The sequence below is a fragment of the Streptomyces sp. NPDC048331 genome (assembly GCF_043201215.1).
In the GTDB taxonomy this organism is placed as follows: domain Bacteria; phylum Actinomycetota; class Actinomycetes; order Streptomycetales; family Streptomycetaceae; genus Streptomyces.
The window spans coordinates 14,290-38,123 of record NZ_JBICYT010000036.1; the positions used below are offsets into that span (position 1 = coordinate 14,290).

At 73.9% G+C, this 23,834-nt stretch carries 19 protein-coding genes and 2 pseudogenes; 14 read left to right on the top strand and 7 right to left on the bottom strand.

The window, feature by feature from the left end; translation table 11 throughout:
- Nucleotides 1-702: pseudogene (locus ACGFYY_RS33990) on the top strand (hypothetical protein); the annotation flags it as partial.
- Nucleotides 703-1,168: 466 nt separating this feature from the next.
- Here the strand turns inward: ACGFYY_RS33990 and ACGFYY_RS33995 are convergent.
- On the bottom strand, nucleotides 1,169-2,107 hold the full coding sequence (locus ACGFYY_RS33995) for a LysR family transcriptional regulator (protein WP_393715454.1): 939 nt from the start codon (nucleotides 2,105-2,107) through the stop codon (nucleotides 1,169-1,171).
- A 107-nt stretch (nucleotides 2,108-2,214) separates the two neighbouring features.
- On the opposite strand from ACGFYY_RS33995, the gene ACGFYY_RS34000 reads away from it, so the two are divergent.
- From ACGFYY_RS34000 to ACGFYY_RS34010, 3 genes are read left to right on the top strand one after another with little or no spacing between them, the layout of a single operon-like run.
- The gene (locus ACGFYY_RS34000) at nucleotides 2,215-3,192 is read left to right on the top strand and encodes a zinc-binding dehydrogenase (RefSeq protein ID WP_393715365.1); all 978 of its coding nucleotides are present in this window, start codon (nucleotides 2,215-2,217) and stop codon (nucleotides 3,190-3,192) included.
- Nucleotides 3,193-3,196: 4 nt separating this feature from the next.
- The gene (locus tag ACGFYY_RS34005; RefSeq protein ID WP_365276121.1) at nucleotides 3,197-3,850 is read left to right on the top strand and encodes an NAD(P)-binding oxidoreductase; all 654 of its coding nucleotides are present in this window, start codon (nucleotides 3,197-3,199) and stop codon (nucleotides 3,848-3,850) included.
- Nucleotides 3,850-4,923: a hypothetical protein gene (locus ACGFYY_RS34010; RefSeq protein ID WP_393715368.1), complete on the top strand. Its 1,074-nt coding sequence runs from the start codon at nucleotides 3,850-3,852 to the stop codon at nucleotides 4,921-4,923. The genes ACGFYY_RS34005 and ACGFYY_RS34010 overlap by 1 nt, the downstream gene beginning before the upstream one ends.
- Before the next feature lie 57 nt (nucleotides 4,924-4,980).
- Here the strand turns inward: ACGFYY_RS34010 and ACGFYY_RS34015 are convergent, their stop codons facing one another.
- The 5 genes from ACGFYY_RS34015 to ACGFYY_RS34035 form a co-directional block, all read right to left on the bottom strand.
- Complete coding sequence (locus ACGFYY_RS34015; protein ID WP_393715370.1) at nucleotides 4,981-5,814, bottom strand: helix-turn-helix transcriptional regulator; 834 nt, start codon at nucleotides 5,812-5,814, stop codon at nucleotides 4,981-4,983.
- A 118-nt stretch (nucleotides 5,815-5,932) separates the two neighbouring features.
- Nucleotides 5,933-6,799 (bottom strand): helix-turn-helix domain-containing protein, encoded by an 867-nt coding sequence (locus tag ACGFYY_RS34020; protein WP_393715372.1) that lies wholly within the window; start codon nucleotides 6,797-6,799, stop codon nucleotides 5,933-5,935.
- Nucleotides 6,800-7,239: 440 nt separating this feature from the next.
- The gene (locus ACGFYY_RS34025) at nucleotides 7,240-7,974 is read right to left on the bottom strand and encodes an Ldh family oxidoreductase (RefSeq protein ID WP_365276133.1); all 735 of its coding nucleotides are present in this window, start codon (nucleotides 7,972-7,974) and stop codon (nucleotides 7,240-7,242) included.
- A gap of 152 nt (nucleotides 7,975-8,126) precedes the next feature.
- On the bottom strand, nucleotides 8,127-10,628 hold the full coding sequence (locus ACGFYY_RS34030; RefSeq protein ID WP_393715375.1) for an alpha/beta fold hydrolase: 2,502 nt from the start codon (nucleotides 10,626-10,628) through the stop codon (nucleotides 8,127-8,129).
- 54 nt (nucleotides 10,629-10,682) lie between these two features.
- A complete protein-coding gene (locus ACGFYY_RS34035) occupies nucleotides 10,683-11,081 on the bottom strand; it encodes a nuclear transport factor 2 family protein (protein ID WP_365276139.1) in 399 nt (132 codons plus the stop codon).
- 225 nt (nucleotides 11,082-11,306) lie between these two features.
- Here ACGFYY_RS34035 and ACGFYY_RS34040 point away from each other — a divergent pair, with 225 nt between their 5' ends.
- The 8 genes from ACGFYY_RS34040 to ACGFYY_RS34075 all read left to right on the top strand — a co-directional run bounded on the left by ACGFYY_RS34040 (nucleotide 11,307) and on the right by ACGFYY_RS34075 (nucleotide 20,987).
- Nucleotides 11,307-12,704 (top strand): MFS transporter, encoded by a 1,398-nt coding sequence (locus tag ACGFYY_RS34040; protein WP_393715377.1) that lies wholly within the window; start codon nucleotides 11,307-11,309, stop codon nucleotides 12,702-12,704.
- Between the two features lie 100 nt (nucleotides 12,705-12,804).
- Complete coding sequence (locus tag ACGFYY_RS34045; protein ID WP_393715379.1) at nucleotides 12,805-14,382, top strand: FAD-dependent oxidoreductase; 1,578 nt, start codon at nucleotides 12,805-12,807, stop codon at nucleotides 14,380-14,382.
- Complete coding sequence (locus ACGFYY_RS34050) at nucleotides 14,379-15,425, top strand: ketoacyl-ACP synthase III family protein (RefSeq protein WP_393715381.1); 1,047 nt, start codon at nucleotides 14,379-14,381, stop codon at nucleotides 15,423-15,425. Before ACGFYY_RS34045 ends, ACGFYY_RS34050 begins: the two co-directional genes overlap by 4 nt.
- A 109-nt stretch (nucleotides 15,426-15,534) precedes the next feature.
- Nucleotides 15,535-16,626: a ScbA/BarX family gamma-butyrolactone biosynthesis protein gene (locus ACGFYY_RS34055; protein WP_365276150.1), complete on the top strand. Its 1,092-nt coding sequence runs from the start codon at nucleotides 15,535-15,537 to the stop codon at nucleotides 16,624-16,626.
- A complete protein-coding gene (locus ACGFYY_RS34060; RefSeq protein WP_393715383.1) occupies nucleotides 16,623-17,318 on the top strand; it encodes an HAD family hydrolase in 696 nt (231 codons plus the stop codon). Before ACGFYY_RS34055 ends, ACGFYY_RS34060 begins: the two co-directional genes overlap by 4 nt.
- Nucleotides 17,315-18,373, top strand: coding sequence for a ketoacyl-ACP synthase III (locus ACGFYY_RS34065; RefSeq protein ID WP_365276156.1), 1,059 nt, complete (start codon nucleotides 17,315-17,317; stop codon nucleotides 18,371-18,373). The genes ACGFYY_RS34060 and ACGFYY_RS34065 overlap by 4 nt, the downstream gene beginning before the upstream one ends.
- A 200-nt stretch (nucleotides 18,374-18,573) precedes the next feature.
- Nucleotides 18,574-19,134, top strand: a complete 561-nt coding sequence (locus ACGFYY_RS34070) for a GNAT family N-acetyltransferase (RefSeq protein ID WP_393715385.1) — start codon at nucleotides 18,574-18,576, stop codon at nucleotides 19,132-19,134.
- A 116-nt stretch (nucleotides 19,135-19,250) separates the two neighbouring features.
- Complete coding sequence (locus ACGFYY_RS34075; RefSeq protein WP_393715386.1) at nucleotides 19,251-20,987, top strand: Stealth CR1 domain-containing protein; 1,737 nt, start codon at nucleotides 19,251-19,253, stop codon at nucleotides 20,985-20,987.
- Between the two features lie 192 nt (nucleotides 20,988-21,179).
- Here the strand turns inward: ACGFYY_RS34075 and ACGFYY_RS34080 are convergent.
- Nucleotides 21,180-21,821, bottom strand: a pseudogene (locus tag ACGFYY_RS34080) (M20/M25/M40 family metallo-hydrolase); the annotation flags it as partial.
- Nucleotides 21,822-21,931: 110 nt separating this feature from the next.
- Between ACGFYY_RS34080 and ACGFYY_RS34085 the strand changes: the two are divergent.
- Both ACGFYY_RS34085 and ACGFYY_RS34090 read left to right on the top strand, forming a co-directional pair.
- A complete protein-coding gene (locus ACGFYY_RS34085; protein WP_393715387.1) occupies nucleotides 21,932-22,531 on the top strand; it encodes a hypothetical protein in 600 nt (199 codons plus the stop codon).
- Nucleotides 22,532-23,115: 584 nt separating this feature from the next.
- On the top strand, nucleotides 23,116-23,775 hold the full coding sequence (locus tag ACGFYY_RS34090; protein ID WP_393715389.1) for a maleylpyruvate isomerase N-terminal domain-containing protein: 660 nt from the start codon (nucleotides 23,116-23,118) through the stop codon (nucleotides 23,773-23,775).
- Nucleotides 23,776-23,834: the final 59 nt, after the last annotated feature.

Consider the following 23,834-nt stretch of genomic DNA (forward strand, 5'->3'; position numbering starts at 1 on the left):
CGGGACAAGGAGCCCGGTCAGGACGCGGGCAAGGAGCGCGACCAGAACCGGGACAAGACCCCCGGGGAGGCGCCTGCCGAGGACCCCGGCAAGCAGCCGGACAAGGACCCCGGCAAGGAGTCCGGCAAGCAGCGGGACAAGGAGCCCGGAAAGGAGTCCGGCAAGGAGCCGGGCGAACAGCGGGACAGGGAGTCCGGTCAGGAGTCGGGCGAGAAGTCCGGTCACGCTCCCGGAAAGGTGCCCGGCCAGGAGTCGGGCCAGGACCCGGCGAAGGTACCCGGCCAGGAATCGGGCAAGGCACCCGGAACGGACACGGGCAAGGAGCGTGGCCAGGCTCCGGACACGGCTCCTGGTAAGGCGCCGGACTCCGGCCACGACCCCGGGAAGGCCCCTGGGCACGACAACACGGGCAAGGAGCACGGCCAGGAGCCGGGCAGCGCCCAGGACAAGGGTTCCGGCAACGTTCCCGGAACGACCCCCGGGAACGAGCCGGGCCGGGATCAGGGCCGGGATCAGGGCCGGGATCAAGGCCGGGATCGGGGTCAGAAGACCGGGAAGGCGCCGGGCCAGGACTCGGGCGGCGGTCCCGGCAACCGTCCCGGGAAGGTACCGGGGGAGGGGCCGGGCGGGAGCACGAGCACGAACCCCGGCGGCGCGTCGGGGCAGCAGCAGGGCGGGGACCCGGGAGAACCGTCCCGGTGATCCGGTGATCCGGTGATCCGGTGATCCGGTGATGGCCCCCGTTCCCGGGCGAGGACGCTCGGGCCGAGCCACCGCCGGCCGACGCCCGCGGTGGCTGCGGTGCGCGTGGGCGACGCCGGCCGCCCGCACCCGCACCCGCACCCCCACCCGCGCCCCCGCCCTCGGATTCTCCGACGCACCGGAGGCGGAGGAGCCGAGGACGCGCCCCTCACCCCCCGACCCGGACCTCGGCCCCGCCCCGGACCCCGGCCCCGCCCCGAACCCCGGACCTCGGCCCGGATCTCGGCCCCGGCCCCGCCCCGAACCCCGGCCCCGACCCGAACCCCGGACCTCGGCCCGGATCTCGGCCCCGGCCCCGACCCGGACCCCGACCCGGACCCCGGCCCCGGCCCCGACCCCGACCCGGACCCCGGACCCGGCCCCGACCCGGCCCCGCCCCGGATCTCGGCCCCGGCCCAGCCCCCGGTCACGCCTCGGGTCGTCCCGGCGGCCCGGTGGGCCCGCCGTCCAGCCAGCCCGCATCCCGGGCCGCGTCCAGCGCGGCACGGGTGAAGTGCGTGACGATCGGCGACGGCGCGGTCTCCGGGAGCACCAGGTGGGTGGCGAGCGGCCTCGTCCCCGCGGCGAGCGGGACCCAGCGCAGCCACCCCGGCAACTGGTCGCCGGACGAAGCGGCCACCAGACCCACCGTGCGGGCGTCCCGCAGCACGCTCTGCGTGGGGTCGAACGCCATCGGGCGTTCCGTCAGCCGTGGCACCACACCCGCCCCCCGGAAGACCGCCAGCACCTCGTCGTAGTGGCCGGGGTTGGCCTGCCGCTCGTGCAGCACCAGCGGGAACGCCGCGACCTCGGCCACGGTCAACTCGCGCCGCCCGGCCAGCGGATGGGCGGCCGCCAGCAGCACCCCGCGCGGTTCGGTCCGCACCAGCAGCAGCCGGACGCCCGCCACCACCTCCGGCGAACGCGCGACCCCGGCGTCCGCCCGCCCGTCGAGCACCGCGTGCGCGATGTCGGGGGTCCGCAGCACCTCGGCGGCGACCTGGACGTCCGGCAGCCGCACCCGCAACGCCTCCACCAGGCTCGGCACGGTCCCGTACCCCGTACTGGTGCTGTACACCAGACGCAGCCGGCCCAGTTCGCCGCGCCCCGCCCGACGGGCCGCCTCCCACACGTCCTCCAACGCGGCGAGCGCCCCCGCCCCACGCTGGTACACCGCCTGCCCGGCCTCCGTCAGGCGCACGACCCGGGTGGTGCGGTGCAGCAGCAGCACCCCCAGCCGGCTCTCCAGCCGGCGGATCTGCGTGCTCAACGCCGGTTGCGCGATGTGCAGTCGGGCCGCCGCCCGCGTGAAGCTGCCCTCCTCGGCCACGGCCAGGAAGTACCGCAACAGTCTCGCCTCCGGCATCGTCACCCCGCCATCGTAGGGCCGCCACCCCATTCATACCCGGGAGTTATGAACCGAGACAGAGCCGGTCTTTCCCTCCCGACCGACGCCCTGCCTACGGTCGACGCATGACCTCTTCCCGCACATCCCCCGCCCCCGCGCACCCCGTACCACCGATCCTCCCGCAGCGGATGCGCGCCTGGATCGGCACCCCCGACGGCCCCGACCTGCGCATCGTCGCCCTGCCCGAACCGGCCCCGCACGAGGCACTGGTGAGCGTCGCGGCCTTCTCCGTCAACCGCGGCGAACTGAACCTGTTCCGGCGCCGCGCCGAGGGCTGGCGCCCCGGGCAGGACCTGGCAGGGACCGTCGTACGGGCCGCGGCCGACGGCAGCGGACCCGCCGCCGGCACCCGGATCGCGGCGATGAACGACTTCGGCGGCTGGGCCCGGTACGCGGCCGTCCCCGTCGACCGCCTCGCCGTCCTCCCCGACGCGGTGGCCTTCACCGAGGCGGCCACCCTCGGCGTCGCCGGACTGACCGCCCTGCGGGCCCTGCGCCGCGGCGGGCCGCTGCTGGGCCGCCGCGTCCTGGTGACCGGCGCGAGCGGCGGCGTCGGCTCCTTCGCCGTGCAACTGGCCGCCGCCGAGGGCGCCGAGGTGACCGCACTGACCGGCACCCACCGCGACCTGGACCTGAAGGCACTGGGCGCGCACCACGTCGTCACCTCCCTCGCCGACGCCGAGGGCGACTTCGACGTGATCCTCGAATCCGTGGGCGGCCAGGTCCTGGTCTCCGCCCTCGGGCGACTCTCCACCTTCGGTCACATCGTGGTCCTCGGTACCTCCTCCGGCCGCACGGCCAGCCTCAGCATCTCCTCCTTCGTGCCCCACGCCCGCCAGACCCTGCACCCCTTCTGGGTGTTCGGGTCCGGCGAGCCCGTCGGCGAGGACCTGGAACTGCTCGTCCGCCTGATCGACCTCGGCCGGCTGCGACCGGTCCTGGGCCACCAGGACGCCTGGGAGCGACTCCCCGAGGTGATGACGGCGCTCCGCGAACGCCGCATCGCCGGCAAGGCCACCCTCCTCGTCCACGACGGGGCGTGAGGGCATGGCACGGATCGTCGTCGTCGGCTCCCCCTACCGGGCCGGCAGCGGCCGCATCATCGCCCGGACGGCGACCGACCGGGGCCACACCGTCCGCTACGTCGCCGACCTCGGCGATACGGACCGGCCCGGCGACCTCGGCGAACTGACCGACGCCGCCACCGTGTTGGAGGGCGCCGACGCCGTCGTCCTCGTGCCCCGACGGGGCGAGGCCCGCATCCACACCGAACGGGCCACCCGGGTGCTGCTGGAACAGGTCCGACGCCACCGACCCGGCGCGCACTTCGTCCTGTTCAGCTCCTTCGCGGTCGGCCACGGACCGGCCCACCCCCTCAACCGGATCGACGACACGCTGCTGCCGGCCCGGGTCGCCGCCGAGCACCTGGTGCGCACCGGCGGCCTGCCCTACACCATCGTGCGGCCCACCTGGATGACCGACGACCCGCCCGGCAGCCACGCCCTGACCTTCAGCCAACACCCCTACGGGGACGGCATGGTGGCCCGCTCCGACATGGCCGCCGCGATCGTCGCGGCCATCGAGGAACCCGCCGCCCGGTGCACGACCTTCAGCCTGTTCAACGAACCCGGCGCGCCCGTGGCCGACTGGGCCGCCGCGTTCGCGGCCCTGCGCCGCGACGATGCGCAGGAGGAGCTGTGATGCCCTTACGACCCGCCGCCCAGCACGCCTGGGAGGACACCTTCCGCTCCGACGAGGCCGGCCGCGCCCTGCCGCCCCGCCACCACCGGCTGCTGATGCTCGACGTGGTGGGCTCCCCCCTACGGGAGGACGCCGACCGCCTGGAGGCCGCGCTCGCCGCCCTGGAGGACCGCCACGGGCACGGGCCCGACGGCATCCTGATGTGCATGGGCTGGGGCCCGGGCTGGTTCGAGCGGCACACACCGCTGCGTTCCCCGGTGGGGCGGCCCGTCCCGATGGCCCGCTGGGAGAATCCGGTGCTGGAGGCCTACGACGCCTGCCTGCACCTGGCCTCCGACCGGGAGGAGACGCTGACACGGGCCGCCGCGGCGCTCTTCGGGCCCGGGCCGCTCGACCAGCGCGGGCGCCTGGCACTGCGCGAGACCCGCAGCGGCTTCGTGGGCCAGGGCCTGCCGGCCGTGCGCCGACCGCAGGCAGGCGTACCCGCGAACGCCCCGCTGCTGCTGGGCTTCCACTCCGGACTGCGCCGCAACCAGGCCACCGAGGAGGAGGTCTCGATCACCGAGGGGCCGCTGGCCGGCGGCACGACCATGCACGTCAGCTACATCGTCCTGGACACCGACAGCTGGTACGAGCAGCACGAGGACGAGCGGGCCGCGCTGATGTACTCGCCCCGCACGACCGCGAAGGAGGCGCACGCCCTGGTCGAGGACGCGGAGAGCGACCGTACGGAGCTGCCGGCGGTGGCCGCCGCCCACGGCCGGGTCGGCCACGCCCAGGCGACCGGGCGGGCCCGCCTCGCCGGCCGGCCACGGATCAACCGCCGGGACTTCGCGACGACGGACCACGGGGTGCCCGGGACCCACTTCGTGTCCCTGCAACGCACCATGGAGGACTTCCACGCCACCCGGGCGATGATGAACGCGGCCGATGCCTCCACCCACCACGGGGGGATCGGTGTGCGGCGCAACAACGGCATCAACGCGTTCATGGACGTCCGCAGCCGGGCCACCTTCGCCGTGCCCCCGCGCGCGGACCGCGCCTATCCGGGGCTGCCGGGACCGCCCGCCTGAACGGGCCGGACCCCGCCCTCCCACCCTCCCGCCGCCCTCGCGCCCGGCCGGTCCGGCTCAGCCGGACCGGCCGGAGACGCGGGCGAGCAGCTCGTCCAGCGCGGCGGCGGACGCGGAACCGGGTTCCGGGCTGAACACCACCGCCCACTCCCCGTTCTGCGCCCCCTCCTCCAGCACCACCCGGGACAGCTCCATCGGGCCCACCGCGGGATGCTCGAAGCGGACCAGGACCCCGCAGTCCTCCTCGCCGCCGCGCTCCTCGACCGGACGGAACCACAACCGTGCGAACTCGGGGCTGGTGGCGGCCAGTTCGACCACCATGGCGGCCAGCTCCTCGTCCGGACGCTGCTCCGTCGCCCGCCGCAGGGCCCCGACGAGGCCGCAGACCTGGCGCTGCGCGTGCCCGTACAGTGCCCGCGTCGCCCGGTCGAGGAAGAGCATCCGGGCGAGGTTGGGCTGTACGTGCTCCACGGGCCAGTCCAGGCCCCAGGCGAGCAGCGCCTGCCCCGGCAGGTTCCATCCGGTGATGTCGTAGCGGTGGTCGAAGGCGATGACCGGCAGCATGGGCACCGCACGGGTGAGGTGGCCCAGCCCCCGCAGCCGGGACGTTCCCGGGGAGGCCCCGAGTCGGAACAGTTCGGCCCGGGCGTCGGCGTCGAGGTGCAGCGCCGATGCCAGCGCGTCGAGGACGGCGAGGGAGACCCGGCCGGCCCGGCCGTCCTCGATGTCGGTGTAGCGGTCGGCGTCGAGCCCCGCGGCCCGGGCCAGTTCGGCGGGCAGCAGACAGGGCGCGGTCCGCGCCCCCGCGCCCGTGGGGACCCCCGTCTGCTCAGGGGTCGTGCGAAGGCGGTGGGAGCGCAGGAACTGGCTGAGGTCGGCGAAGGAGTCCATGGGTCCAGTCTCGGCGAGGCGTTGATCCCCTCGCCTGCCCCTGCTGGTCATCCTCAACGGGTATTGACGGATTCTCGACTGTGGCCGGACCGGCGCCGACGTCCCGCGGCCGGGGCGGTCAGCCGCCGCCGCGGCCTTCCAGCAGGACGCGCAGCGCCTCTTCCGCAAGGGAGGCGGGCTCCGCGTGGTACAGCACGATGCACTGGTCGGGGGAGTCGGGAAGGCGCAGACTCTCGAAGGCGAGGGTCAGCTCCCCGACGGCCGGATGGTGGAGATGGCGCGTACCGAACGTCTTGTCCCACACCACGTGCCCCGACCAGATCTCGGTGAACTCCGGGCTCGCCAGGGAAAGACGCTCGATCAGCTCGACCAGTTCCGGGTCGCCCGGGAACCGGCCGGCCATCATCCGCAGGTATCCCGCCATCTCGACCGCCTCGTCGTTCCAGCGGGGGTAGAGGGCGCGGGCGCCGGGATGCAGGAAGACCAGCTCGGCCAGGTTCGGCGGCGCGTCCCGCGCCAGGAGCTCCTCGATGTCGATGTGGCCGGAGAACATGGTCCGGGCGAGGGCGTTCCAGGCGAGGATGTCCATCTGCCGGCCCAGCACGACCGCCGGCCCCTGCAGGTAGGCGGAGATCATCCGGGCCACCGCGGGCCGCACCTCCTCGGCGGCCTTGGCCGGGCGCGCCAGCTCGGCGGCCCGTGACAGGTTGTGCAGATGCGCCCGCTCGCCCGGGTTCAGGCGTAACGCGTTGGCGATGGCGTCCAGGACCTCGGGAGAGGCGCTGCGGTTCTGCCCCTGCTCCAGGCGCGTGTAGTAGTTGACGCTGACCTGGGCGATATGGGCGACCTCCTCCCTGCGCAGCCCCCGCACCCGGCGTCTCTTGCCGTCGCCGGGCAGGCCGATGTCGTCCGGCGTCAGCAGGCTGCGCCGTACCTGAAGGAACTTTCCAAGATCAGAATCTCGAACTCCCGCCGCCCGCTGCATTCTCTTTTCGCCTTTCGCTGCCCGCGCACTGCGCTGAAACATCCGCCGAATACTAGCCGATGGGAACGTGAGGAAGTGCCCGTCCGCGGCCGGTCGGATTCACGCCACGGGCCTCCTTACAAAGGAAACCCGGAACGGCGAATTCCGGCCCGTGACATCCGTCACTCCGCAGGACCGGGGGCCAAGATCCCACGCCACAAGGCGATTTGGCGAGCAGGGCAGGACCGGCGCCTCCCCCTGGGGGAGAACACCGACGACAATTCAGCCACGTCCCGCCGCATTCCCGTGCGGGCCGCCGACGTCGTCGTTACTGGTCTCTTACCGCGTAAATCCACCTCGATTGTTGAGGTGTGTACGATTTTTGGTTCGGGTGTGTACCACCTGCCTTCCCGCGTGTTCTCCCACGCCACCGGTAAATGAAATAAGACCTGAGTGTTTACTCAAGGCTCCTCGGAACGGGTCGGCCGACGCCGGTCCAGCGCCCGTACCGGCGTCACCTTGACCAGAGCCGCGATCCGACCCAACTCCTCCAGGACCGCGACCGGCAGGGTCAACCGCGGCCGCACCGCCCCCGCACCGGCCGGCAACCCCGACACCGACGGCGGCGGGCCGTCCGCGCCGGTCCGGTCCCGGCACATCAAGAACTGGCTTGTTACCGCCCCCTGCCACAAGGCCCCCGCACCCCCCGCGGACCCGGCCGCACGCGTGGTGATGACACCGAGGACACCCCCGCGCGCCGCCCGCCCCGAGAACCAGCCCGTGATGCCGACATGGCGTGAATGCTGCACCGAGACCGCGCACGCGCCCCGCGCCCGCGCCTGCTCCACCGCCCGGTCCACGGCGAAGGCCAACGCCGGCTGGCCCAGCCCGTGATGCGCGTCGATCACGGTGACGTCCCCGTACCGGCGCACGATCTCGGGCCGGGCCGCACCGTTGATCGTCCCGCCCGACAACCCCCGCACGTACGGCAGCAGCCGCACCACACCGTGCCGGGCCGCCCCCGCCAGGTCGGCGGCCACCAACACCTGTGCCGTCAGGTCCGCGTCCGCCGGACGGGCCCCCGCCACCTCCAGGGCCGCGCTGACGAACGCCGTCAGCTCGTGCCCGGCCACCACCGCCACCAGCCCCGACCCGCACCCGCGCACCGGCACGGGCGCCGCCGTCACCTTGGGCATCCCCCCACCCTCCTCCCGCTCCCGCCGGCCCGCGACCGGTCCCGGACAAGACGGAAGGCGGACGCCCGGGCAACCGACAGGAGAGTCACCGGACATCCGCCTTCGCCTCCTCGGCGCCCCGCCCGCGGGGGACGGGGGAGGGGCAACCAGGACTATTGGGAGAGGAACTCCTCCAGCAGGGTCGCCAGCGCCACCGGCGTCTCCACCATCGGGTAGTGACCGGCGTTGCCCACCACCGCCAGCCGCCCGTTCGGGTAGTGCTTCATCCACGTCTCCCGCATCGACTCCGCCGTCACCGCCGGGTCGTGCTCACCGACCACCACCAGCGCCGGCACCTGGGCACCGCTGATCCGGTCCGCGAAGTCCGTGGTACGGAAGGAATCCAGGTAACCGCGGAACGCGACCGGCCCGACCTCCTTCATCGAGGACTCCGCGAACGAGGTCACCCAGTGCGGGGACAACCGGTTCCCGGTGGTCATGTCGATGACGATGCGACGGTTCTCCACCTTGTGCGCGGCCTCCGCGAACAACGGGAAGTCGGAGTCCGGTATGGGCATGCCGCCCGCCGGCACCGGACTCAGCCCCACGATCGACCGGACCCGCTGCGGAGCCTTCAGCAGCACCTGCTGGATCGGCTGCCCACCGAGCGAATGCCCGATCAGCGAGAACTCCTGCCACCCCATGCTGTCGGCCAGCGTCAACACGTCCGAGGCGATCTCGTCGGTCGTGTACGTACCGGCCACCTCCAGACTCCGCCCGAACCCACGGGCGTCCATGAACGCGTAACTGAAACGCGACCCGTCCAGGTAAGGCCACAACGGCGAGAACGACTGGTGCCCACCGAACAGGGAATGCAGCACGATCACCTTGTGCGGACCGGAGCCCACCGTGTGGGCGAAGGGAACGGAACCGGCGCTCTGGTACATGTCTTCTTCCTCCAGCGGAAGTTCGTCGATCGGTGAAAGGACGGCCCCCGAAGCGGTGCCCGCCCCGGGGACCAGAAGGCGGTCGAGGGTGTCGTACAGCTCGCGCAACTCCTCGCGGTGCCCGTGCAGGACCACGTGCCCGTCCGGCCGCACCAGATGGAAACCGGCGTGCCGGCAGCGCAGCTCACGGGCGGCCGACACCGCCGGCCCACGCCCGGGCACAACGGCCGTGTCCACCACCCGCACCTGGCCCGCCCACGGCCCCACCAACCGGCGCACCGCCTCGGCCAGACCACGGTCCGGGTCCTTCACGCCCGGCAGCACCACCAGGTGCAGCCGCACCGGATCGGCGGCCGGTCCGGCCACCCCCAACGCCACGGCCAGCGGCCGCGGCAGCGCCGCACCCTCCCGGGCGTGCCGGCGCAACCCCGCCCGCGCCGAGCACCAGTGCACCGGCCTGGAACGCCTCGGCCCGTCCGCGACCGGCCCGTAGACCCAACGCCGGCCCGCCGCCACCGGCACGTAGAAACGGTCCAGGACCCCCGTACGGTCCAGGGCCCGCATCGCCGTGTCCCGCAACGTGACCTGACTGCCCCGGGTCCACATCGCCGCCCGGGTCTGCAGATCGGTGTCCCGCACGACCGCGTCGGCCACCGCCGCCCGCTCGGGCGTGTAACTCTCCAACAACACGGTCCGCGCCTCACCACGCACCACCGACGCCAGCTTCCAGGCGATGTTCTGCGCGTCCTGGATCCCGGTGTTCAGACCCTGCCCACCCATCGGACTGTGCGCGTGGGCGGCGTCACCGGCCAGGAAGACCCGGCCCAGCTGGAAGGAGGCGGCCCGACGCCGGTGCACCCGGAAGGTGGTCACCCAGTCCGGGTCGGTCAGCCGCAACCCGCCCGGCCCCCGCAGATCGACCAGCCGCTGCATGTCCGCCAACGTCCCGTCCGCCATGTCCGCGGGAGCGTTGGTGAAGAACCGGAACAACCCGAACGGCTGCGGCACGATGGCCAGCACACCCATCCGCGACTGGTAGTAGTGGATCTCGTCGCTCTCCAGCGGATCGCCGGCCACCTTCGCGTCCGTGATCAGGAAACGGTTCTCGTACGTGGCGCCCTCGTAGGCGATACCGAGCTGACGGCGCACCGCGCTCGTCGCACCGTCCGCGCCGATCACCCACGGCACGGTGAACCGCTCGACGCCCCCGCCGGCGTGCTCCAGCACCGCGGTGACCGGCCGGTCCTCACGTATCGCCCCGCCGAAGTCCACGTCCTGCAGCGACACCAGCCGCACACCGCGCTCCACACGGCCGCCGAGCCGGTGCAGACCCTCGGTCAACACCTCCTCGGTGAGCCGCTGCGGCAGACAGTAAGGAGCCATGTCGTCGGCCATCCGCATCCGGGTGACCGGCTTCTTCTCCGAGTAGTAGGTCATCTGCCGCAACTTGACCGCGACCTGGTCCACACCCCCGGAGAGCCCGAGGTCCTCCAGGACGTCCAGGGTGCGCGGCCACACCAACATCGCCTTGGAATGCACACTGGGGCCGTAAGCCGCGTCCACGATTCTGACGCGGACCCCCCGGCGCAGCAGTTCACACGCCGCGGTCAGCCCGGTCGGGCCGGCACCTACGACGAGGACGTCGCAGGCGCCCCGACGCGCGGCATCCGCGGCATCCACGCCGGCGTCCACGCCGGCGTCTTCTTCAGTGGGGTACCGGATGGTCATCGAAGCCTCTTTCGCGCTCGCCGTCCGAAGCCGGATCGAAGTGGGCCGGACGGCTCAGAGGAAGGCCAAGGAGATGGCGTAGCTGTCCTCGTGCATGCGGTAGCGGGTGATCAACCCGTCGCAGACCTCCAGTTCGACCGCGAACCGGGAGGCGAACGACCTACCGGTGGCGTTCACCCGGTACCGGAAACGCCCCAGCGCCACCGCCGTCCCGTCCTCGGCCAGGATCCGCTCGATCGCGAACTCCTCCGGCGTCAGGTTCGCACCCGCCTGCTCGAAGAAGTCCGCGACCTCGCCGCGGGTGGTACGCCGCCCCATCCACGGGATCAGCGCGGTGTCACCGGGAGTGAACCAGTCGAGAGGCTCCGCGAGCAGTTCGAGCGCCCGGTCGGCCTCGCCCGCACCGAGCCGACCGAAGAAGTCCTCGACCACGGAGAGTGTGGAATTCGTCATGCCCCGAAACGTATTCACGGCCGGCCCGCATGAGACAGACCCAGCCAGTGGTACCCACCGCAGCCCTATGAAACAGCGGGTACTGGCTAGCCCCCCACCCCGCGCAGATGCTCGGAACACCCCAACCGGCAGGAACTCGAAAGGTCTCTCATGTCAACGGTCAACAGCCCCGAGGAGACTCGGGCGGATCAGCCGCCGGGCCCGGCCGCCCCCGCGCCGGAGAAGATGACGAAGCGACAGACGCTCATCCTTCTCCTGCTGCTCGGCGCACAGTTCACCCTCGCGGTGGACTTCTCCATCATGAACGTGGCGGTCCCCGTCATCGGCCGCGAGCTCGACTTCGCCACCGAGAACCTGCAGTGGATCGCCACGGCCTTCGCGCTCAGCGCCGCCGGATTCAGCCTCCTCTTCGGCCGGATCGCCGACCTGATCGGAGCCCGCAAGGTCTTCCTCGCCGGCCTCGTCCTGCTGACCCTCTCCTCCCTGGCGGGCGGCCTCGTCGACGACGCGGGCCCGCTGCTCGCCGCCCGCGTCGCACAGGGCCTCGCGACCGCCATGGTCACCCCCGCCGGCCTCGCCCTGCTCATCACCTCCTTCCCCGAAGGACCCCTGCGCGACCGCGCACTGGGCCTCAACGGCGCCATGCTCTCCGCCGGCTTCACCTGCGGCGCCATCCTCGGCGGCCTCCTGACCGACACCCTGAGCTGGCGCTGGGGCTTCTTCATCAACATCCCGATCGGCATCCTGCTGATCGTCGTCACCCCCATGCTGATCAAGGCCGGCTCCCGCTCCTCGGGCGGCAAGCTCGACATCCCCGGAGCCGTCTCCGTCAGCGCCGGCCTCATCGCCCTGGTCTACGGCATCTCCGCCGCCGGCCAGTACGGCTGGGGCGACCCCACCACCTTGATCTCCCTCGCCGTCGGCGTCGTCCTCCTCGTCGTCTTCGGCTTCGTGGAACTCAACGCCGCCGAACCGCTGGCACCCCTGCGCATCCTCGGCCGCCGCACCGTCACCTGGGGCAACATCGGCGGCGCCGCCACCTTCATCGGCTTCACCGCCATGATCTTCCTGCTCACCCTCTACCTCCAGGAAGTCCTCGGCTACTCGGCCATCGCCACCGGCCTGACCTTCGGCGTCCTGGGCGTCGGCGCCTTCCTCGGAGGCGTCACCGCCCCCCGCTGGATCGGCGCACTCGGCAGCAGCCGGGCCGTCCTCGTCGCCGGCCTCCTCGTCCAGGGCATCACCGTCGGCGCCCTGTTCTTCGCCGGCGACGCCCGCGGCTGGCTCTACGGAGTCCTGGGCCTGGCCTTCCTCAGCAGCTACGCCCACGTCGCCGCCATCGTCGGCTTCATGGTCACCGCCACCTCGGGCCTGCCCGACGAACAGCAGGGCCTGGCCACCGGCATCACCACCCTCACCCAGCAGGTCAGCATCACCATCGGCATCCCGATCATGAGCGCCATCGCCACCGCCCAGATCCGCGGCCTCTCCAGCGAACCCGTCAAGGACGCCACCCTGTCCGGCATCAACCTCGCGATCCTCGTCAACGGCCTGATCCTCATCGGCGTCGCCCTGCTGGTCGCCCTCTTCCTCCGCAACCGCCGCACCGCCGCCCGGCACTGACCGACACCCGCCGGCACCGAACGACCGTCGCCGGGGGCCACACCACCCCCGAGGCCCCCGGCGACGGCCACGCCCGTACGCACAGAAAGGCGACGCACCGATGAACCGGAACACCCCGAGCGCCCGGGCGAACGACCACCGCACCACCGACGTCCTGGTCGTCGGCGCCGGCCCGACCGGACTGATGCTCGGCTGCCTCCTGGCCCACCACGGCGTCGACTGCACCGTCATCGACCGGCGCGAGGACATCGACCCCCGCACCCGCGCGGTCATGGTGCACGCCGCCGGACTCGAGATCCTCGACACCCTGGGCCTGCGCACCGCCGTCGAGGACAGAGGCGTACGTCAGCTCCGCATCGACTTCCACACCCCCCACGAAGCCCTGTTCACCGTGGACTTCACCGCACTCGACACCACCTTCCCCTACTACGTCAACGTCCCGCAGCCCGAGGTCGAAGCGGTCCTCGCGGACCACTTCACCGCCACCGGCGGCCGGCTCCTGCGCGGCCTGCGCTACACCGGCCACCACGAGGACGAGCACACCGTCACCGCCGAGGCCGTCGCCGACGACGGCCCGCACACCATCACCGCCCGCCACCTCGTGGGAGCCGACGGCGCGAGCAGCGCCGTCCGCACCGCCCTGGGCATCGACTTCCCCGGCATCACCTACCCCATGAGCTACCTCCTCGCCGAAGGCGCCCCGCTGCGGCCCGTCGACCCGGACGCCTCCGCCATGTACATCGGCCCGGCCGGCGCCGTCTCCCTGCTGCCGCTGCCGCAGGGCACCGTACGCATCGCCGGACCCGTCTCACCCGAACTCCTGGACCGGGACGGCGAACTGGGCATCCGGCACTTCCAGGAGACCGTCGACACCCTGGGCCACGGACCCGCCCTGCGGCTCGAGCGCGTCGACCGCATCGCCCACTACCAGGTCCACGAACGGCTCGCCGAGCGCTTCACCCGCGGCCGCACCGTCCTGGCCGGAGACGCCGCCCACCTCAACTCACCCGCCGGCGGCCAGGCCATGAACACCGGCTTCGGCGACGCCTGGGCCCTGGCCTGGCGCCTGGCCGCCCCCGGCGACACCGAGCGGGCCGCCCTCCTCGCCGACTACGACCGCGAACGCCGCGCCGCCGCCGCCGAGGTCGCCCGCACCACCGCAGTCCTGCCCCTCCTCGACGCGATGCGCCGCGCCACCACCGCGCCCACGCGCAGCTCCGTACAGGAGTCACTGACCGGATACGCGGAAGCCTGGAGCCAGCTCTACCTCCGCTACCGCCCCACCGGCACCGCACCCGAGGACACCACCGCCGCCACCGCATCCGAGGACACCACCGACGCGGGTACCGCGGCCGGGGGAGCCGCCGCCGGACGGCCCGCGCTGCCACCGCGCGCCGAGCACCGGCTGCACCCCGGCGCCCGCGTCCCCGGCCACCGCCCCGAACCCGGCCACCACACCTGGCTGCACCTGCCCGGCACCCCGCCCGACCGGACCCACCTGCCCCCGCGCACCCGCACCGCCGAGCTCACCCCCACCCAGCGCGCCTGGCTCCCCGCCGGCGCCACCGCGGTCCTCGTCCGCCCCGACGGCCACGTCGCCCGCACCGCCGGCGCCGACCCGCACACCACCACCACCCCGACCGGCGCCACCGCCGAAACCGAGAAGGAGGCGGCATGACCACGGCCCCACCCCGCCCCCCGGCCGGCATCAGCATCGCCGGCACGGGCAGCTACCTCCCCGAGCGGCGCCTGGACCTGACCGCCGAGGCCGCCCGCCACCCCGATCCCGACGCCGAACGCATCCGCGCCACCGGCTACCGCACCATCGCCGCCGAGGAGCACCTCTACCCCGGCGACATGGCCCTCCTCGCCGCCGAACGGGCCCTGGCCGCCGCCGGCACCGCACCGAACGACATCGACCTCATCGCGGTCACCGCCATCCACCGGCACGGCCACCAACGCCTGTGGTCCCCGGCCTCCTGGCTCCAGTCCCGACTCGGCGCCACCCGCGCCCTGCCCTTCACCGTCGCCCAGGGCTGCAACGCCCAACTCCTCGTCCTCGACCTCGCCGCCGACCTCCTGTCCACCGAAGGCCGACGCACCGCCCTCGTCGTGGCCACCGACCGCTTCGCCGCCTCCGGCTTCGACCGCTTCACCGCCGACTACGGCATCGTCTACGGCGACGGAGCGGCCGCCGCCGTCCTGACCGCCGACGGCCCCGCCACCCTCCGGGCCCCCGGCTGGCGCGTCCTTGCCACCCACAGCGTCAGCGACCCCGAACTCGAAGGACTGCACCGCCTCGACGAACCGGCCCCCGAGACCCGCGCCCTGTTCGGCGCCGAACACGACGTGCGCGCCGCCAAGAAGCGCTACCTCGCCGCCCACGGCAGCGACAGCCTGCGCGAGGCCACCCGCCGAGCGGTCCGCGAGATCCGCGAGGTCCTCCTGCCCCACGGCACCGACCCCGCACTGCGCCGCGTCGTCTACCCCAACCTGGGCCTGCCGCTGCTCCAGGAGAACTACTTCCCCGAATTCCCCGGCGGCGCCGAGACCTCCCTGTGGGACTTCGGCGCCACCGTCGGCCACCTCGGCAGCGGCGACCAGATCGCCGGCCTCGACCACCTGCAACGCCACCACACCTTCGACCCCGGGGACCGGGTCCTCCTGCTGGGCGCGGGAGCCGGATTCACCTGGACGGGAGTGCTCCTGGAACGCCGCTGACCACCGCCCGGACGACGCACGGGACGACCACGCACGAGACGACCACGCACGAGACGACGACGCACACGCAGCACGAACAGCACACCACCCGAGAAAGCAGGTTCCGCACGTGACCACCGCACCCTCGCCGCTGGAACAGGACCTCGCCGCACTTGAGCTGAGCTACAGCCGTACCGTCGACCGCACCCTGGTCCACCGGGACTCGCTCGGCGAAGTCTTCCTCACCGACCTCCGGCCCCTCGGCGGAGCCTCCTACGTCGCCGCCGCCCAACTACCGCGCTCCCACGCCTACTACGGCGACCACCTGCTGAACCCCAACGTCTACGACCCGGTCCTGCTGCTGGAGGCCTGCCGGCAGGCCGCCCTCGCCGGCGCCCACGCCTACTTCTCGGTGCCCCGGACCGACAAGTTCATCCTCACCCACCTGCGCGTCCACCTCTCGCGCCCCGACCGGATAGCCGTCGGCCCCACCCCCTGCCAGCTGACCCTCCACGTCACCACCAGCAACCACTACGTCCGCGAGGGCCGCACCAACGGCCTCGACTACGACGTGGACCTACGCGTCGGCGACCTCAGCATCGGCCGCGCCGGCATCGGCCTGCGCTTCAAGTCACCCGAGTCCTACACCGCGCTGCGGCTGCGCAACCGCGACCAGAGACCACTGCCCTCCTCCGCCGACCACCCGGCACCGGGCAGCGCCACCGGCGCACCGGTCGAGCCGTACCGGGTGGGCCGCGCCAACGCCGACAACGTCGTCCTCACCGGCATCGAGGTCGCCGGAGACACCCTGACCGCCGGGATCCGCACCCCTGGCAGCCACCCCAGCATGTTCGACCACCCGCAGGACCACCTGCCCGGCATGGTCATCGCCGAGGCCGCCCGCCAGATCGCCCTCTACGGAGCCCTCGACGTACGCGGCATGTCGCCCTCCCGCACCTACCCCACCGACCTGGCCGTCACCTTCAGCCGGTTCGGCGAACTCGACAGCCCCGCCACCCTCACCGCCGTCGTCGGCGACCGCCGCGACGCCGGCCGCCCGACCGAGTCCGCCTCCTACTACACCCAGGGCGGGATCGTCGAACTCGGCGACGAGAGCACCCCCGACACCGACCGCGTACCGGTACGCGTCGAGGCCCACCAGGACGGCGAGAGCCTGTGCCTGCTCACACTCGACCTCGCCCGCGTCCGGAACCCGCGATGAACACCGCCGCCGCGTTCTTCGACGTCGACGAGACACTGATCGGCTTCAAGACCATGTTCCGCTTCCTGGCGTTCCACCTGGAACGCCGGGGAGCGGCCCCCGGCACCTACGAGCGCCTCACCGCCACCCTCCACCGTGCCGCGGCCGACGGCGCCCCACGCGCCGAGGTCAACCGCCGCTACTACCGCCTCTACGCGGGGGAGAGCGCGGCGTCCCTGGCGGCCTCCGGCCGGGCCTGGTTCACCCACGAACTGGCCGGCGCCCCCTTCGTCCCGGCCCCCACCGCCCGCTTCGACACCCACCGCCGCAACGGCGACCTGACCGTCCTGGTCTCCGGATCCTTCTTCGCCTGCCTGGACCCGATCGCCGAACACCTCGGCGCCGACCGGGCCTTCGGCACCCGACCCGTGATCCGCGACGGCCTCCTCACCGGCGAGGTGGTCACCCCGCTGATCGGCGCGACCAAGGGCCGCACCGCCCACGCCGTCGCCGCGATCCACGGCCTCGACCTCGCGCACTGCTCGGCCTACGGGGACCACAGCAGCGACCTCGACCTCCTGCGCGCCGTCGGCCACCCGGTGGTCGTCGGCTCGGACCCCGTACTGACCGCACACGCGCAGCTGGCCGGATGGGAGCGGCTGCCCGACACCCCGGCGGCCGTCGAACCCCGATACCAGGAGACGAGAACGTGACGAACGGACCCCACGACCCGGCCGACCCGATAGCGGTCCTGGCCACCGGCTCCTACCTGCCCGAGCGGATCGTCGACAACGACGAGGTCGCGCACACCGCCGGAGTGAGCGACGAGTGGATCGTCCGCAAGACCGGCATCCACGAACGCCGCCGGGCCGCCCCGCACGAGGCCACCTCCGACCTCGCCGCCCACGCGGGCCGCCGCGCCCTCGAACAGGCCGGCATCCACCCGCGCGACCTCTCCTACATCGTGGTCGCCACCTCCACCCCCGACCAGCCGCAGCCCGCCACCGCCGCGCTGGTCCAACACCTGCTCGGCGCCACGGGCGCCGCCGCGTTCGACGTCAACTCCGTCTGCAGCGGCTTCGTCTGCGCCCTGACGGTCACCGAACGCCTCCTGCGCGCCGAACCCGGCGGCGCCCACGGCCTGGTGATCGGCGCCGACATCTACTCGCGGATCCTGGACCACACCGACCGCAGGACGGCCATCCTCTTCGGCGACGGGGCGGGCGCCGCCGTCCTGGGCCCCTCGCCCTCCGGCCACGGCATGCTCGGTAGCAGCCTGGTGACCCGCGGCGACCAGCACGAACTGATCGGCGTCCCGGCCGGCGGCAGCCGCCGCCCCGCCTCCGCCCGCACCCTGCGGGAGGGCGCGCACCACTTCCGCATGGACGGCCGCGGGGTCCGCGCCTTCGTCCAGGACAACCTCCCCGCGGCCGTCGCCGAACTCCTCGCCCGTACCGGGCTGCCGGCCGGCTCCGTCGACCACTTCGTCCCGCACCAGGCCAACGCGGTCATGATCGGCGAGGTGTGGCCGGCGCTCGGCCTGGACAACGCCGCCCTCCACCTGGAGCTGGCCCGCTACGGCAACACCGGCGCCGCGTCCGTCGCCGTCACCCTCGACGAGATCCACCGCCGGGGCCTGCTCGCCGAGGACGACGTGGTGCTCCTGTCCGGGTTCGGCGGCGGCATGACGGTGGGCTCCACCCTCCTCAGCTGGGCCCCCACCGCCCACGCGGCCGCCCCCCGCCTCCTGGCCGCCGCCACGCGCTGAACCCCACCCCCTTCCCCCCGCCGGGGCGCCGACGAAACCGTCGACGCCCCGGCGGCCGCGGTCGAGGCGGAAACAATCGCCGCGACCACCTCGCCGGGCCCATGGACGCCGGGGCGGATCGGGACGGACGGCCCCCCGTGCCGGCCCGCCCACCGGTCGCACCCCTTTCTCGCCCCATGACCCCGGACGGAACGACACGCATGGACCTGCTCCCCTTCACCGACGCCCATGCCGTCACGGTGGCCGGCCGACCCTCCGCCCAGGAGGCCCCCCTGTGGTGCGGGCGCCGGGAGTTCCCCGTCCCCGCCCGGACGATCACCGACCGGCAGCGCGACGAGGACGCGCGCGCCCACGTCCTCGTCGAGGACGAGGAGCCCGTCGGCCACGGAGAGCCGTGGTTCGACGCCGAGGAGGACGAGATCGAGCTCGCCCGGATCATCGTGGCCCCCGCCGTCCGGGGCAGGGGACTCGGCCGCGTGCTGGTACGGAGACTCCTCGCGCAGGCCCTCGGGGCGGGCCTTCACGACGTCTTCCTGCGCGTGCACCCGGACAACGGCACGGCTCTGCGCCGCTACCGGAGCGCCCGCTTCGTACCGGTCGACACCGACCTCGCCGAGAGCGGGAACGAGGCCCAGCCGGTCGACCACGTCCGGCTCCGGCACGACACCGAGGCCTCGGGCACCCGAGCGGACGCACCCCCCCACATGAGAACTCGCTGTGAGTCGCAACAGCAGGTCCCCGGACCCTTGCATGAAACGTAAACAAAAGGAAACGTATCGCTGAACAAGGCATCCACCATGCTCCGAGGCACCACTCCCGCCCCGGAGCACTCAGCAGACCGGCAGCCGCTCATCAGCGCCGCACACCGAGGACGTACATGCAGGGACTACGCCGGCTTCCCCTTCCGGCCGGGCTGCGCAGACTCGCCCGGACCGTACGTCGCCGCGGCGGCATCCCGCCCCAACCGGGCCCCTCCGGGCCGCCCCGCACGGGCCACGCGCCCGCACGGCGCAGCCGGGCCGCCGAGCGGGAGGAGGAACTGCTGGCGACCGTGCCGAACCTGGTCCGCCACCGCGGCCGGCTCGCCCTCGTACGGGACGACCTGCTCCCCGCCGACGCCCGTGACGCCAACCTCCGCGCGCTCGCCGAGGCCCTGGAAGCCGCCTCCGTCCCCTACGGGCTCGTCCCCGACGGCCGGCTCACCCACCGGGTCGCCGTCGCCCCGGGCGACCGGGGCGCCGCACTGAAGGCCTGCGCCGCGGCCTTCGCCGGGCTTCCCGTCCACGCCCGCCTCGTCACCGCCGACGGCGACGCCGCGGACGCGGGGGCCGACGTCCTGGCGGAGGATCTGGTGGCAGCGGTCGACGCCGCCGAGACGTTCGTGCGGGCCGTCCGCCTGCACCAGCCGGTCGTCACCTCCGGCCGGACCCTCACCTACGGCCCCGAGACCGGCTGCGACCTGGAGTTCTGGGAGGCCCCGGAATCCGGCGAGGGCGCCATCGCCACGCTGCGCGAGACCCCCTACGGCTGGTGGGTCCCCTCCCTGACGGCCTCGGCCACCCACCGGGTCGGCGACCGGGACTACCCCGTCGTCGACTGCTTCGCGGGCCGCTTCCCGGACGACATCGATTTCCCCGTCGACGCCGTGATCACCTGGGTGGACGCCGCCGACCCCGCCTGGCGCCGACGCAGGGACCGGGCCGCGCGGGCCGCCGCCCGCGACACCGGCCGCGACACGGCGACGGACCTCGCGGACAACCGGTACCGCGACCGCGGCGAACTCCGCTACTGCCTGCGCTCCATCGCCGCCTACGCACCCTGGATCCGGCACGTCTTCCTCGTCACCGACGACCAGGCCCCCCACTGGCTCGACACCGACCATCCCCGGGTCACCGTCGTCGACCACCGCGAGCTCCTGACGGACCCCGACGCCCCCGAGGTGTTCAACTCCCACGCCATCGAGAGCCGGCTGCACCGCATCCCCGGCCTGGCCGAGCACTTCATCTACTTCAACGACGACATCCTCCTGGGCCGCCCGCAGCGCCCGCAGGACTACTTCCTGCCCTCCGGGCTGCCCAAGGTGTTCCACGACCGGCGCGCCGTCGACCCCGGCAGCCGGGTCGGCGACGACGTCTTCACCTCCTCGCAGAAGGTCACCCGGCAGGCCGTCGAGGAGGTTGTCGGACGCACCTATCCGCACATCCTCGCCCACACCCCCTACCCCCTCACCCGCTCCCTCTTCACCCACGTCGAGGAGCTGCTGCCCGGCCGGCTCGCCGCCACCGCCCGCTCGGTCTTCCGCAGCACCGACGACCTCGCCCCCGTCACCCTCGCCTCCCACCTCGCGCTCGCGCGGGGCCACGCGGTCGAGGGCCACCTCGTGCACACCTACGTCAGCACCGCGCGCCACGACGTGATCGACAAGCTGCCACCGCTGGCCGCCGAGCGCGGCCACGACGCGTTCTGTCTCGCCGACGACGAGGACGCCCCCACCGAGGCCGGGGACCCGGGCGACGGACTGACCGCCACGCAGCAGCACAACATCGTCGCCGCCTTCCTGGAGGCCTACTTCCCGGTGCCCTCCCCGTTCGAACAACCGCAGCCGCGGCCGTAGCCCCCGGGCGTCCTCCTCCTCGGCCTGCCGTCACCGCCCTCACGGCCCTCGCCGCCTCGTACGCACCGCGCCCGGTCCTCGGGAGCGTCGTCCGCGGGACGGGCCACGCCTGACGGCCCCGAACCTCGACGCGTTCCGGCACGTTCCGGCACGACGGCGTCGTCGCGGTCCGGGACACCTCCCGACCACGGGTCAGCGCGTCGAGGCGTAGTCGAGGAGGAAGAGGGCCTCCACGAGCGCCATGGCGCGGATCTCGCTCGGGTCGACGCTCTCGTCGGGGGCGTGGATGAGACAGCGGGGCTCCTCGACCCCCATGAGGATGATCTCGGCGTCCGGGCAGGTCCCGGCGAGAACGTTGCACAGGGGGATGGAGCCGCCCTGCCCGAGGAACTCCATCGGGCGGCCGTACGCCTGCCGCATGGCCCGCCCCATGGCCCGGTAGGCCGGCCCGTCGGTGGCCGGGCGGAACGGCGAGCCGGTGCCCTGCTCCTCGACCGAGACGCGGGCGCCCCAGGGCGCGGCGGCCGTCAGGTGCGCGGTGAGGGCGGCCAGCGCCGCCCCGGGATCCGTCCCCGGTGGCACGCGCAGGCTCACCCGGGCCCGCGCCTTCGCCGGTACGGCGGCGGCGGAGCCGACCACGGGCGGGCAGTCGATGCCGAGCACCGTCACGGCCGGTCGCGCCCAGAGCCGGTCCGCCACCGTGCCCGAGCCGGTGAGGCGGACCCCGTCCAGGACGCCGGCGTCGGCCCGGAACCGTTCCTCCTCGTACGGCACCCCGCTCCAGCGCACGGGCGTCGGGGGACCGCCCGCGCCCCGGCAGGTCGCCCGCCCGTCCCGGGGCCCGGCACCCAACGGCCGACGTTGTTGGACCCGCCCGGGTGTGGGCGGCCGCGCGGGCAGGGAAAGGGTCCGGCGGAACGGCCGGAACGCCGGCAAGGACACGCGTGAGGACGGGGTATCGGGTGGAACGGGACTGGCGGACGGCGGAGTTCGGGGACGTCCACGCGGGCGCCGCGGGGGTCCTGATCGGCGGGAGCGAGCCGGGACCGGTGTACTTCGACGTCGGGAGCGGCCCGAACGTGCCCTCGACGACGCACTGGACGGCCTACGACGGCCGCTCGCGCCGCCCCCGCGCCGAGGCCCTGCGCGCCGTGTGCGCGTGCGGGTGGCGCGGCGCCGCGGAGTACCCGCTGGACGAGGCCGTGATCGGCGACGGCCCCCTCTACGAGGCGGACGTCGACCTCACCGGACCGCTCGCGGACTGGACCGCGCACCTGTCCGTCGTCCGCGACAAGGCCGTGCCGCTGCCCGAACCCCTGGCCGCGCTCCTCGCCGAGATCGCCGACCGACTGGACACCACGGCCGCGGACTCACCGCTCGCCGCGCTACGTGCCGCCGGCATCCTGGAGCGGATCGCGACCCGGGCCGGCCGGGCGGCCGCCCGGGGGCTCGACGCGGACGTGTCCGCCCGGACGGTGGCCACCGCGCTCGGCACCACCCACTCCCGAGCCCTCGTCATGCTCCTGACCGCCCGGGACGGATGACGCCGCGCGCCGCGCCGTGCGCCCGCGCGGGGGGCCGCGGCGGGACCGTCCGAGACCTCGGCCGCTGTGGCGGTCGCCCGCCGGTCCGACGGGTCGCGGGAAGGCCGAAGACGACGGGCCCACCGGTTCCGTGCCGCCTGCGCCACCCGCGCCGGGCGGAGCCCGCCCGGCGGACCGGAGACCCCGTGGCCTGGCCGCCGAGGGCCGCCCGCCCCGCCGCACACGGCCGCGAGGGCGCGGACACCTCCTGCCTCGCCCGCCGCACCCCGCCGGGACAAGGGGGGCGAGGACTTCGAGAACCCGCACCTCGGGGCCGGCCGGCTCGGGGACGCCGAAGCCCTGTACGGCCGGCCCGACGGGGGAGTGGCGGATCCCGTCCGACCTCTGGGCCCGCGACCTCCTCGGGGGGCCCGGCCCCACGCGTCGAAGCCCTCCTGGACCCCTCGGAGTTCGGCCGGGAGTCGCTCGACGACGGCCCGGCGCTCCCGATCACCACGACCGTGCCAGGGGCCGCGGGGGACACGCCCGGTCGGGGCGGGCGGCCGTGCTTGTCCGCCGCGGCGACGCCGCACTACGGTGCGGGTGTGGACCTCTTCTCCCGTTCCTGGACGGCGTTGCGCACGGCGGTCGCCGAGATCCCGGACCGGGACTTCGCACGGCCGTCGGGCTGCGCCGGCTGGCTGGTGCGGGACCTCGTGTGCCACCTGGTCATCGATGCCCAGGACGTCCTGATCACCCTCGCCACCCCGGCCGCGACGGAGCCGACCGTCGACGCGGTGACCTACTGGCACGTCCAGGACCGGCCCCCGACCGGCGAGGATCCGCTCGACGCCCTCACCGTCCGGCTGGCCGCCGCGTACGGGGATCCGCACCTGCTCCGGTTCCACCTCGACGACGTCGGCTCCGCCGCCGGCCGCGCGGCCGAACTCGCCGACCCGCGGGCCCGGGTGGGCACCCGCGACGAGGTCCTCACCGTCGGCGACTACCTGGGCGCGTACGTCCTGGAGTGGACGCTGCACCACCTCGACCTGATCGCACACCTCCCGGACGCGCGGACCCTGCCGCCCGAGGCGGGCCTGGCCCGCTCCCGCGCCATGCTGGAGCGCATCGCCGGGGCGGCGTTCCCCGCCTCCTTCACCGACCGGGACGCGCTCCTGGTCGGCACCGGTCGCGGCACGCCCACCGACGCGCAGCGGGCCGAACTGCGTGACGCGGCGGTGAGGTTCCCCCTCGTCCTGGGCTGATCGTCCTGGGCTGAGCCACCCCCACCCGCCCGCCGCTTCCCGCCGACCCCCGAGTTCTC